The 12,126-nt window shown below is 39.9% G+C and carries 10 protein-coding genes; 6 read left to right on the top strand and 4 right to left on the bottom strand.

Annotated elements, in window-relative coordinates:
• Positions 1 to 161: 161 nt before the first annotated feature.
• The 4 genes from FSC11_RS01510 to gmk form a co-directional block, all read right to left on the bottom strand.
• A complete protein-coding gene (locus tag FSC11_RS01510) occupies positions 162 to 545 on the bottom strand; it encodes a RidA family protein (RefSeq protein WP_163164743.1) in 384 nt (127 codons plus the stop codon).
• A 75-nt stretch (positions 546 to 620) separates the two neighbouring features.
• Entirely contained in the window at positions 621 to 2,723 is a 2,103-nt protein-coding gene (locus FSC11_RS01515) for a RelA/SpoT family protein (RefSeq protein ID WP_163164746.1), read from the bottom strand.
• Positions 2,724 to 2,939: 216 nt separating this feature from the next.
• On the bottom strand, positions 2,940 to 3,221 hold the full coding sequence (gene rpoZ, locus FSC11_RS01520) for a DNA-directed RNA polymerase subunit omega (protein ID WP_004896248.1): 282 nt from the start codon (positions 3,219 to 3,221) through the stop codon (positions 2,940 to 2,942).
• A gap of 74 nt (positions 3,222 to 3,295) precedes the next feature.
• On the bottom strand, positions 3,296 to 3,919 hold the full coding sequence (gene gmk, locus FSC11_RS01525) for a guanylate kinase (RefSeq protein ID WP_163164748.1): 624 nt from the start codon (positions 3,917 to 3,919) through the stop codon (positions 3,296 to 3,298).
• 134 nt (positions 3,920 to 4,053) lie between these two features.
• On the opposite strand from gmk, the gene ispH reads away from it, so the two are divergent.
• The 6 genes from ispH to FSC11_RS01555 all read left to right on the top strand — a co-directional run bounded on the left by ispH (position 4,054) and on the right by FSC11_RS01555 (position 12,119).
• The gene (gene ispH / locus FSC11_RS01530) at positions 4,054 to 5,004 is read left to right on the top strand and encodes a 4-hydroxy-3-methylbut-2-enyl diphosphate reductase (RefSeq protein ID WP_163164750.1); all 951 of its coding nucleotides are present in this window, start codon (positions 4,054 to 4,056) and stop codon (positions 5,002 to 5,004) included.
• A gap of 75 nt (positions 5,005 to 5,079) precedes the next feature.
• Positions 5,080 to 5,721: a pilus assembly FimT family protein gene (locus FSC11_RS01535; protein ID WP_227590996.1), complete on the top strand. Its 642-nt coding sequence runs from the start codon at positions 5,080 to 5,082 to the stop codon at positions 5,719 to 5,721.
• Positions 5,712 to 6,233, top strand: coding sequence for a type IV pilus modification protein PilV (pilV, locus tag FSC11_RS01540; protein ID WP_163164754.1), 522 nt, complete (start codon positions 5,712 to 5,714; stop codon positions 6,231 to 6,233). Before FSC11_RS01535 ends, pilV begins: the two co-directional genes overlap by 10 nt.
• Complete coding sequence (locus tag FSC11_RS01545; RefSeq protein ID WP_163164756.1) at positions 6,209 to 7,195, top strand: prepilin-type N-terminal cleavage/methylation domain-containing protein; 987 nt, start codon at positions 6,209 to 6,211, stop codon at positions 7,193 to 7,195. The genes pilV and FSC11_RS01545 overlap by 25 nt, the downstream gene beginning before the upstream one ends.
• The gene (locus tag FSC11_RS01550; RefSeq protein WP_163164758.1) at positions 7,188 to 7,994 is read left to right on the top strand and encodes a pilus assembly protein; all 807 of its coding nucleotides are present in this window, start codon (positions 7,188 to 7,190) and stop codon (positions 7,992 to 7,994) included. The genes FSC11_RS01545 and FSC11_RS01550 overlap by 8 nt, the downstream gene beginning before the upstream one ends.
• 15 nt (positions 7,995 to 8,009) lie before the next feature.
• The gene (locus tag FSC11_RS01555; RefSeq protein WP_227590997.1) at positions 8,010 to 12,119 is read left to right on the top strand and encodes a PilC/PilY family type IV pilus protein; all 4,110 of its coding nucleotides are present in this window, start codon (positions 8,010 to 8,012) and stop codon (positions 12,117 to 12,119) included.
• Positions 12,120 to 12,126 lie beyond the last annotated feature (7 nt).

A 12,126-nucleotide genomic window follows, 5' to 3' on the forward strand; every position in this document is an offset into this window, starting at 1 on the left:
GTCAATAAAAATCATTTGAAAATGCGTTCAAAATAATTGGGGATTTAGATAAAAAAATACCACCTGAGCGGAAATCCGAGTGCTGCTCGGATTTCCGCGTAGGAGCGATTTATAATTTAGAATTAAATATTGCAGATTGGGGATTTAGGGATTTTTATAACTTATTGATTAATAATCACTACACCATCCATTTCAACCAGTGCATCCTTAGGTAGGCTTGCTACACCCAAAGCTGCACGTGCAGGATAAGGCTGGGCAAAGTATTCACCCATAATCTGGTTAACCAGCTGGAAGTGAGAAAGGTCAGTCAGGTAAATGTTGAGCTTGGCAATATCTGCCAGAGAGCCGCCAGCTGCTTCGCAAACTGCTTTCAAGTTGTCAAATACACGACGAATCTGAGTCTCAATGCCTTCAACCAGTTCCATGCTGTATGGATCTAGACCAATTTGACCTGAAAGATACAAGGTATTGCCAACAAGAATCGCTTGCGAATAAGTACCGATCGCAGCAGGGGCATTTTCAGTATGGATCACTTGGCGGGACATCAATTTCTCCTTTTATCATCAACATACATCATATTAGATCATTGCCATGGGCAAAAGCATTATCGTTTTAAATGATCAACTTGCTTTGGAGGTTTCGGCAATATTGATCGGTTGGGGTAAACGGATAATACGCGGGAAACCATAATGCATGCGCAAGTCACGAATCAGCTGGGCAATCTGCTTACGGTTATGTACGACTACGTTGACATAAGTCTTACCTTCATAACTACGTACCGACTCTACCCCAGACTTGGCTTTGCGGCATTCATAGATCAGTTCGGAAATCTGTTCATCATCCATGGACAGGTCAATACAGAGATAAGCGGTAAAGCTGATATCTTCAATGTCCTCAGAGGTCCACTGCAGTGGCATCATATTTTCTGGATGCAGATTTTGTTCATGTAGCAAGTTATGGCAGCGTGCACGATGAACGATCAGGCCACGGCGGGTCAGATGACCTTGAATCGGATCACCCAGTACCGGATTACAGCAGTGCGCATATTTGACATCTACACCTTCTGTACCCTGAATTAAACGAGTCGAGTTGGAGCCAGTTTCTGCATCCTGAGCAAAAAGGTGATTGGCGACCAATTGAGGTAATAAATCACCCACAGCAATCTGTTCATACAGACGTTCCTGAGTCGGAATATGACGCCATTGCAGAATATTGGCCCAGTCCGCGTCAGTTAAATCCTGAATAGAACGATTAAATAATTTTAAAGCACGATTTAAAGCCTGTTCACCGACCATACGCTGCTCGTCAATATCCTGATCACGCAGGATGTTTTGAATCGCACGACGGGCTTTTTGAGTATTAATAAAGCTGAGCCAGTCTGGATTTGGTGAAGCTAACACATCAGTGATCACTTCAATGACTTGACCACTACTTAAAGGTGTAGAAAGCGGCTTGGTATCGCCATTAATTTTGGCGCCAACCGCATGGTTACCCAGGAATAGACTGGCAGAATAGGCGAAATCCACGACGGTCGCGCCTTGTGGTAATTCATGTAGCTGACCGTGAGGAGTATAAACCCAGATTTTTTCCTGATGCAGATAATCCAGTAATTCATTAAAAGTGGTCTTGGCACAATCACCATCCACCAGAACATTCAGATTCTGCATAGAAGCCTGAATCGCAGAACGGCAGGCTTGTGGTGCATTTTCACCCAGTACTACACCAAAACGTGCTGCCTTACGCATCAGTTCGGTTTGAATGGTCAGGGAAAGTGTTGTCTTTTCCCCTTTGATACGCATACTCAGCGACTGGTTGCCACCCGGCAACGGGCGACGAATATGATCGGCAAAACTTAATACCTGGAAGCTCTCTTCCAAGAGTTCTGCAAAGCGGTCACAGTCAGCAATGCTTTGTAAAATGATTTCAAAGGCATGACTATGGGTCAATTCCTGCAGGTTAATATCATTCTTAACGAAGTGGCGTAGCAACTCGATATTATTATTTTTCTTCTTGATTCGGCCCTGGATATTATACTGATTGAGTAATTCATTCAGTTTTCTTTCCCAGATCGCCTGATATTCACAGCGTTTGGATTTGGTTTGCTGTAGGACAGTCTGGACATTATTGTACATGTCCAGATCCAGGTTCTGGTAGCAGAGATGTTCCAGATTATCGGCCATCTCATTCATACCAACCAGCCGGGCCATCGGTACGAAAATTTCAAAAGTCTCTTTGGCAATACGTGCACGTTTATCTGGACGTAAGGCATCTAAGGTAGTCATGTTGTGATAACGGTCTGCCAGTTTCACAATAATGACACGTGGGTCCTGTAGGGTAGCCTGAAGAATTTTCCGGAAAGAAGCGGCTTTATTATATTCCTTATCACTGGATTGGCTTAGTTTGGTGACGCCGTCCACCAGTTCAGCTACCGTCTTGCCGAACTTTTCAGCAATATCGTCCTTATTGAAATCCGTATCTTCAATCACATCATGGAGTAAGGCTGCCATGAGGGTTTCGGCATCTAAACGCATATGCGCCAGGATGCTGCTCACAGCGATCGGATGCAGGATATAGGGTTCGCCACTTTTACGGGTAATGCCATCATGGGCAATATCCGCATAATCACAGGCGGCAAGCACACGCTCGACTTCACTGGCACTCAAATAAGCGTCGATGATGATATTAAGCTGTTGCTTGGCTTGACTGACCTGTGGGCCTGGCATAAAACACCTTTAAAACTGAATTCTTTACTAAAAATGCGCGAATACTTTAATGAAAAGCAAATCGCAAAGTTTGTCAATTTATTCCGTTTCTATTCACGGAAAAACTGCATAAACTTGGTAACTCGACCTTATGTTATAACCGTTCTAGACAGAATATAAAAGTCACAAAACAAAAAAAGCCTAGTTGAAAACTAGGCTTTTTATAGGAAGGGTTTCTTATTGGAAAGAAAAACCGTCCAGATTCAGGTTATTTGCTGAAAGTGCAAGGTCTAGACTAGAAGTCTGGTAGTCCTGGTCACGTTGTTTCAGGATGTCTTTAGATACATGACCTACTGCAATTTCACGTAGAGCAACAACGGTTGGCTTGTCATTGTCCCATTCTACAGTTGGTTCAATGCCTTGACGTGCCAATTGACGCGCGCGTTTGCTTGCCACTAGTACAAGCTCAAAGCGGTTGTCTACATGGTCTAAACAATCTTCAACGGTTACGCGTGCCATAAGAATTCTCGTTTGAATAATATTTTAACAGACTGCGAAGTATAAAAGGCTTTGCCTGTAGACTCAAGTTTTAATCACTCTTCGCTTGGCGTAATTAAAGCCTGAATCAGTTTTTCATGACGATTAGCTTGTTGATGAAGTACCAGTCGGTTGGCAATAATCACGGCTTCCAGATCATGCAGCGCTTTATTGAAGTCATCATTGATAATGACATAATCAAAGTTCACATATTGCTGCATATCTTCTACCGCACAGCCCAAACGATGTTCAATCACGTCAACAGAATCTGTACCACGGTTAGATAAACGTTGACGCAAGTCAAACTGGCTCGGCGGTAAAATGAAAATTTGTTTGGATTCAGGAAATAAGTGACGGACCTGCTGTGCACCCTGCCAGTCAATCTCGAGCAGGACATCATGACCTTTGGCCAGTTGTTCTTTTACAGTCGCTTGCGCAGTACCATAATAGTTACCAAAGACTTCAGCATATTCAATAAAGCCACCTTCATTGACCAGATTGAGAAAATCTTCTTTGGTAGAGAAGTGGTAATGCACACCATCGAGTTCGCCAGGTCGTTGACCGCGTGTCGTATGAGAAACAGAAACATGAAGATTGTTGACACGTTCAAGTAATGCTTTAACGAGGGATGTTTTGCCTGTTCCAGACGCAGCAGAAACGACAAACAAGAGACCCGACATGATATTTTTCCTGATATGATAAAATATCTTCTCTATTTTAGAGTAGAGCGACTTTAAACTAAATAGTTGTACGTCGATTGTTTTACATTTATTTCAATTGTTGCAGCATAAATTGAGTGAGTATTGAGGATTCTATGGAAATTGTTTTAGCCAACCCGCGTGGTTTCTGTGCCGGTGTGGATCGTGCCATTGCGATCGTGAATCGTGCCTTAGAATGTTTCAATCCACCGATCTATGTGCGTCATGAAGTCGTGCATAACAAATTTGTGGTCGATGACTTACGCCAGCGCGGTGCAATTTTTGTTGATGAACTGGATGAAGTTCCTGATGATAATATTGTGATTTTTAGTGCACATGGCGTTTCTAAAGCAGTCCAGCAAGAGGCTGAACGCCGTGGTCTGAAAGTTTTTGATGCCACTTGTCCCTTGGTAACCAAGGTGCATATTGAAGTGACCAAATATGCTCGTGAAGGGGTTGAAGCGATCTTGATTGGCCATGAAGGACATCCGGAAGTTGAAGGCACTATGGGGCAATATGACAAAAAAAATGGTGGTGAGATTTATCTGGTTGAAGATGAAGAAGATGTCGCTGCTTTAACGGTACGCAATCCTGAAAAAATCGCTTTTGTCACGCAAACCACTTTATCAATTGACGATACGGCGAAAGTGATTGATGCTCTTCGCCAGAAATTTCCTCTGATTCAAGGCCCACGTAAAGACGATATTTGCTATGCCACGCAAAACCGTCAGGATGCAGTGCGCGACTTGGCTGAACGTTGTGATGTGGTTCTAGTAGTAGGTTCTCCAAACTCTTCAAATTCAAACCGTTTACGTGAACTGGCGGAACGTATGGGGAAGGCGGCCTATCTGGTCGATAATGCCGATGAGCTAAAGCAGGAATGGTTTGCAGGTAAATCTCAAATTGGTGTAACTGCTGGAGCTTCAGCACCAGAAATTCTAATTAAGCAGGTCATTCAACGTTTGCAAGATTGGGGCGCAGATGTGCCTCAAGAACTAAATGGTCGTGAAGAAAATATCACTTTTAGTTTGCCTAAAGAGTTACGTATTCCAGTCACTCAAGCTTAAGATGTGACGCACTTATCACCTGATTTATAATTTTTTTAAAACAGATAACTGCTTTTTGCGGTTATCTGTTTTTTTATGCCATTTATCTCTAATTGTGTGGGTTTTGTAAAATTTATAGATATTATTTTTACTGAGGTAAAGTATTGTTGCCTTGGGGATGATATGCAAAAAAATAAAGGTCTTACATTAATTGAGCTGATGGTGACAATTGCTGTGTTGGCGATTATTGCGATGATAGCAGTTCCTTCTTTTACCGATATGTTAAATAAAAGAAAATTAGAAGGTGAGCTTAAGGATTTAGTACAAACACTAAGTTTGGCTAGAAGCCAGGCCACGTTGCTGAGAACGAATACTACAGTTGGATTAAACTCTTCTTTGCCAAGTACACCTACCAATTTTTTTTGGGCTCCCAAAACAAGTGACATTGTTATTTTAAATATACCTAATGGACATAATAGTCCACCAGACATTGTTTTTAATACGCAGGGAATGTTTATTCCGCGTAGCTTTACCAAGATGAAAAAAGTTACTAATACTGATGGTGATGAGGTATGGGTAGCTGATCAAATACGTATTGAGAGCGGTGAGATGATTAATCAATTGGAGCATTATCCTAGGACAATTATCCTGTGTTCTAAAAAAACTAGAATTTCAAAAACAATAACTTACTCAGTAATTGGTGCTCTTGAATCTGTAACCGAAGGGACATGTACATGAGTAAATCATTTCAGCGTGGTGTAGGGTTAATGGAAGTTTTAGTTGCACTTCTGCTTTTGGCTATTGGTGTATTAGGTTATGTTGCGTTGCAGGTGCGTGCTGTTGAAGCAAGTACTGAGGCAACACAGCGTTCTCAGGCATTATTTGTTTTAAGAGGATTAGCTGAGAGCATAAGGGCAAATAATGCAGGTCGTTTGAGCTATCAAGCATTGGTTAATGCACCTCAAACCTCTAATAGTGCAAGAGCTTGTATTAATACTGATTCTCTATGTACTGCGAATACACTTGCTCAAGCTGACGTTGCTCAAGCTCAAGCGAATGCAAATAATTTTGGTATGCAATTACGTATGCAGGTATGCCCAGGTGTGAATAATATGGCTGGTGAGGATCGTCGTATGTGCTTATATGCAGCATGGGGAGCAACTGATATATCTGGAAATACGAATGCTTGCATGACAGCAGCTGGTGTATATGTTGTTGGATCTAGTTGTCTGATGATGGAGCTATATTAATGAGAAAGGTCACTCCATTTAAACAGCAGGGTTTTACGCTATTAGAGCTTATGGTTGCTTTGGCATTGGGTTTAATAGTATCTGCTGCAGCTATCCAATTGGTATTAGGTAGCTTTATAACAACTAAACTACAAGATGCAAATTCACAAATTCAGGATGGTGGTTTATTCGGACTAAACTATATAGTTAAAGATATTCAGCTACTTAATTATGGCAATGGGAATAAATATGAGATTACAAAAAGTACTGACAATGGTGGCTTGGTATTAGATAACGCAAATATCGTAGCTACTACAGTAAATGGTATATCGATTGCTAATTTAATCAGTCAAACAAATGGCCCATCGAATATGACTGGTATTGCGAGTGACCAATTGACCATACAATTCATTGCTCCAACTCAGATGTCAAACTGTGAGGGGGTTAATGTGAGAGCTGGAGATTTGATTGTTCAGCGTTATTTTTTAAGAAATGATACAACACATTTATCTTTGGTGTGTGATGCAAATACACCGACCCCAATTAAAGTGACTGAAACAATAACAAATGCTGATGGCACTGAAACAAGTGCTGAGGTTAATAATCCACCACAAAATAGACCAACTAACTTGAATGGGCTTGGATCTGATGCGCAAGTAATTATTCCGAGAGTAGATCAATTTAAGATTCTTATTGGTGGGATGAATAGTGCTGGCCAGCTTGCTTATTATGATATTAATACTTTTAAATCCAAGGTTGGTTTAAGAGTGGTTGCTTTGAAACTAAGTGTTTTGGTGCGAGCAGAGTCTGTTGTTTCAAGTCAAAATATTGATCAAACCAAGGCATTTAATCTGTTTGGTATCGAGAATTTGACAGGTTTATCAGGGACTTTGGCTAACCAAACTGTTGCTAATCGAATTCCTAGGCAGGTGTATATTGCCACTATAGCGATTCGAAATGGATTGGGGAAAAGTGATGACTAAAAAAGAAATTAAATTTTTCCCTCATAATGAGAAAGGCTCAACATTATTGGTCGTACTATTCCTGTTGCTTATTATTATGGTTGTAGGGACATATGCTATTAAAACAGGTATGTATTCTTTAAGAATATCAACTAATGCACAAATTAACGAATTACTTACTCAATCGGCGGATACTCCTCTTAATAAATATTTGAATACATCAGATTTGAATTCGTTAATGAGTTATTCGACTGCTATTGGTGCGGCTATTGATGAAAAACAACCTAATAGAGAATTTATATTTTGTTATAAGCCCACGGTCAATCGTATTTTTGGATCAATTTTAGATACTTCTGTGATTACAGCGAAGGATGATTCAAAAGGTGCAAAACTAGTAGATAGCGGTACAAATGGTTTTTGTAATATAGCTCAGGATTTTGGTAGCGCAAGACAAGCCGTTGTCACACAAGTGGCTATAACAATTCCGCGTGAAAAAGATGATACGAAAGAGGCTGGATCGCACTTGGTAAGAGGTACTAATTTAAGTTCTGGTTCTGGGTTACCTAAAAACCTAATTTCAAAACAATCTGTTCGTGTAACTACTACGGCATTTTTACCAGCCTATGCAAGTATCTCTAGCGCTGATTTGCAGACTAATTGTTTGTCTAGTGCTAATGCCTTTATTTCAGATAATTTAAGTGCTTCTATGAGTAATAAAACTACATTAAAAGATTGTTTAATGAGCTTTAACGTTCCTGTTGTAAGTCAAGTGCAAGAATTTACTCTAGCTTCATCCTTAGAACAAACAGCAGCACCATAAGTTGAGGATATGATTATGCAACTCAAAAAAATTCAAATGTCAGTATTGAGTGCTTCATTGACAGCACTTATGTGTAGTGGTGTTGTTCAGGCAAGTGACTTACAGATCTATGCTATGCCGACGGCGGGTCAGAAAACACTTGTCATGATGGTTGATGTATCTGGAAGTATGGCATATAAAATGACAGATAATACAAATCCGGGACGGGGAGAAAAAAGCCGATTAGATGAATTAAAAGCAGGCTTACTTGAAGTTGTGAATAGTACTGATTCTAAACTAGAAAATATTGTTATTGGTTTAGGTAAATATCCAGGGAATGGTTATGCACAAAATCCAGAAGGCTCAACTCCAGCGAGAATGAGAGGCAAAATTTTGGTTGAGGCAAAAGCATTAGGTCCTTCGACTAAAACAAATGGCGTATTTGATTCTCAACAACGACGTGACCTGCTGGCGGCAATTAATGATTTAACCGCTATAGGTGGAACACCTACAGCTCACGGTCTAACGGAAGCAGCATCCTATCTGATGGGAACACGAACAGATAATTATGCTTTAGAAAGAGATGTGTTGGTATACGACCAACTATACCAAACCGTAGTAACGCAGACGCAGAAAGAAGAATGTTATGATTGGCGTACTAATAAATGCGATGATAGTCGGAATGATGTTCGAGAATTTGGATCGCCATCTAATGGAACTGTAACAACGAAAAAATGTGGAAATCTTGAAACTACTTGGATTACTGCAAATGGTCGAAATTATTATAAGTGTGCATCAGGTTGGAGTAATACTTCCGAAACATTTTCTAAGAATCAATACACTGAAGACTTCACTGCATGGTCTACACCTGGGAATTGGTCTAGTAGCAACAATACGAATGGTAGAAGAGAAAGAACTAAAACAAGAACGTTAACGACTTATTACTATGTTAATGGTCGAGATATAGTCGTTAAAGATACTTATAATACAAGTGACTATGCTGGTATAGCAGATTCTACAGGAACAATGATAACAGATGGTATTACGCATTATAAATCACCATTACCTGCAGTAGCGAAACGAGTAAGCTGTGATGGACAAGGGGTTTATATCTTATCTGATGGTAAACCTAATGCATCTTCAGAGTCAGCTGCAGAAACTCAAATGAAAAATGCCTTAGCAAATCCTTTAGGACAGCGTAGCGCGCCAACATTTACATGTGCAAGTGGTACTTTTACAAATGCTTTAAGTGGAGGCGATAGTACAGGGGCATGGCAATGTATGGGAGAATTTGCTAAGCAGCTTTTTAAAGGTATCAATCCTGCAGGTGTTCGTATACAAACGGCATTTGTTGGCTATAGTTCTGCATTTAGTACAGTTGGTGCTACAGGTGATGTGACAAATGCATGTAAATTAGGTTCTAGAAAATCAGGGGATACATGCTCGTACTATCAAAGTAATAAAATCACTCCAAATTTTACGGGTACTAAGCCTTATAAAATCAACCATAAAGAAGAGCTAACCGGGACGACTATTACTACAGAAGCGGGTTATGGTAATGGTGGATTTTACACGGCTAACTCTGCAGATGATGTAACTACGAGTGTTTTAAACTTTATCGATAATTTAGGCACAGATCCTTTAGCTCCGATCCCTACTGGAGCTCTTTCCGTTCCAGTTGATGCATTAAATCCTAATGGTCTACAAAATGTAGGTTATTTACGAATGTTAGAGCCAAATCCAGCTCAGCCAAGTTTGTTGGTTTGGACTGGTAATTTAAAAAAATACAGCATGAAAGATGGTGTATTAGTTGATGGTTCGACTAGTGTCTTTGATGTGACTGGTAATTTTATAGCGAATACTAAAAACTTATGGGGTGCTAGAACCAATTATGATGGTGGTAAGATTAACGTAGGCGGCACATATGAAATGTTACCTATGCCAACTAGCACAAATACTGGGAAGCTCAGAAATTTATTTACAGATGCCGCTAGCTCGACAGCGACTACAATTACGCGATTAAATACCTATAAATTAACAGGTGAATATGATTCACCAAAATTACTTTTAAAAATACCAAATATTTCCTCTGGTACACCGATTTCTAAAAATGCAGTTTTAGACACATTTAGATCTCAATCTGTTCTAAGTAGTTTCCCATTAGCTGTGCGATTAAAGCTTCTAAACTATTTAGGTTTCAATGTGGACCCTACATTAACTGATTTCCCCGCAAATAATGATGTGGAATATTCAGGTTCACCTTTTATTTCTATGGGAGGAATTATACATTCATTTCCAACACAAATGACTTATTCTGGTGTTTTGGCTGACTCAGGCAATTTACTTGCTGAAGATGTTCTACTTGAGGACGGTCAATATGTTAGAGCGCGCCAACAATCTGTCTTATATGGATCAATGGAAGGTGGTTTACACATAGTTGATTCACGAACAGGTGAAGAGCAAATGGTTTTTGTACCAACTGAAATTTTGAATGATTCAAGAGCTACAAATGGCTTAGTTCCAAAAGGTTCAGGTACACCAGCACCTGCTCATGGGGTAGATGGTCAATGGGTTGTAGATGCTACCTATCGAAATTCAGGTCAATACCCTGATGCACAAGTTGTAGCAACCCAAATGAATGTTTATGGTGGTCTCCGTATGGGGGGTAATAGTTACTATGCTTTAGATGTCTTAAAACCAACTGAACCTAAGCTAAAGTTTAGGATTGGACCTGATAACACAAAATTTGCACGTATGGGACAATCATGGTCAAAACCAGTACTTATTAATGTCCGTATTAATGGAGTACCTAAACGCGCTATGGTTGTCGGTGGTGGTTACGATGCATGTTATGAAGAGCCTAGATTTACTCTATCATCATCAAATACTCAAAGTGACAATGCTTCATGCACAGTAAAAACTAGAGCTAAAGGTAATGCTGTGTATGTGGTTGATGCTGATACAGGTGAGCGACTATTTTGGGCTAGTAATAGTGATTCCGATGCTAATAATGCAAATCTAAAGCATAGTGTTGTATCACGAATCAGTGTATTAGATCGAGATGGTGATGGATATGAGGATCATCTGTATTTTGGTGATTTAGGTGGACAAATTTTCCGCATTGATTTAGATAATTATCATGATAAAACTCCAAACAAAAACTTTGGTGTGCGTACTGTAAGACTAGCTAATTTGGCAACGGATGCTACAGGTGGAGCAATTACTAATGGTGATAATCCTCGTTTTTACGAACCTGTGACTCTAACCATTCATGATGAAAAAGATACTACAGGTAGTAAAACGTTTATATTAGTTGGAGCAGCCTCTGGAGATCGTAGTACACCTTTAGATGTTGCGCCAACTACTGGGCGAGATGGTTTGTCGCCAAATAGTGCTTTAACGGGTCGACCAACAAACAAAGTGTATGGTGTTTTTGATTTAGATTTTATTAAAAAGGATTTGATTACAAATACAAATCTAACAGGAGACTATACATCTACAACGACACTAACAGCAGTACCACTTGCAAATAGGTTAATTTCAAGAGATTTAACACTAAATAATTTGTTAAGTAATCCTCAAGTCGCACTTACTGGAAACCAAACTGCTTATAGTCAATACTTTAATAGTACCTCTCCCAAATATGGTTGGTATCGTTCGCTGTCTTGGAGTTGGGATGTTAATCCTCAGACAGGAAGCGAGCTTGCAAATGGTACATTTAGACAGCCAGGTGGTTTAAAAGCTTTTGAAGAGTTATTCGCAATTGCTAATAACTTATTTATTCCAGTTTATGATCCAGAGGGGACGGGTATTACCCCACAAGACCCTTGTTTACCTCGCGTCATTGGTGAAACAGATAGACAGCAATATTGTTTACCTTTTGGTGTCTGTGTTGAATCTTCAGGGGTAATAAATAGTGTGAGAGAGAAGAAAACAGGTTTCCGTGTTGAGAAACAAGGAGATGTTTGGAAAAACTCTAATGTAATTGGTAAAGGTATACAGGGTATTGCCTTGGCTAATAATAGTGGAGCGCCAGGAGGGGTAAATACTTGTGGTAACTTTACTTTATCAGGGAATACATCGGGTATTGGTAATTGGAAGTGTACACGAGCACTAAACCCAACACGTTGGTTTGAGAAAAGATAAAGGCTAA

Origin of the sequence: Acinetobacter schindleri, assembly GCF_010918895.1 — a bacterium.
Classification (GTDB): Bacteria; Pseudomonadota; Gammaproteobacteria; order Pseudomonadales; family Moraxellaceae; genus Acinetobacter; species Acinetobacter schindleri.

What these genes read in the sequence shown, in the direction of transcription:
- FSC11_RS01510 (WP_163164743.1), bottom strand. Translation starts at nt 545, where the DNA reads ATGTCCCGCCAAGTGATCCATACTGAAAATGCCCCTGCTGCGATCGGT.
- FSC11_RS01515 (WP_163164746.1), bottom strand. Translation starts at nt 2,723, where the DNA reads ATGCCAGGCCCACAGGTCAGTCAAGCCAAGCAACAGCTTAATATCATC.
- rpoZ (WP_004896248.1), bottom strand. Translation starts at nt 3,221, where the DNA reads ATGGCACGCGTAACCGTTGAAGATTGTTTAGACCATGTAGACAACCGC.
- gmk (WP_163164748.1), bottom strand. Translation starts at nt 3,919, where the DNA reads ATGTCGGGTCTCTTGTTTGTCGTTTCTGCTGCGTCTGGAACAGGCAAA.
- ispH (WP_163164750.1), top strand. Translation starts at nt 4,054, where the DNA reads ATGGAAATTGTTTTAGCCAACCCGCGTGGTTTCTGTGCCGGTGTGGAT.
- FSC11_RS01535 (WP_227590996.1), top strand. Translation starts at nt 5,080, where the DNA reads ATGCCATTTATCTCTAATTGTGTGGGTTTTGTAAAATTTATAGATATT.
- pilV (WP_163164754.1), top strand. Translation starts at nt 5,712, where the DNA reads ATGTACATGAGTAAATCATTTCAGCGTGGTGTAGGGTTAATGGAAGTT.
- FSC11_RS01550 (WP_163164758.1), top strand. Translation starts at nt 7,188, where the DNA reads ATGACTAAAAAAGAAATTAAATTTTTCCCTCATAATGAGAAAGGCTCA.
- FSC11_RS01555 (WP_227590997.1), top strand. Translation starts at nt 8,010, where the DNA reads ATGCAACTCAAAAAAATTCAAATGTCAGTATTGAGTGCTTCATTGACA.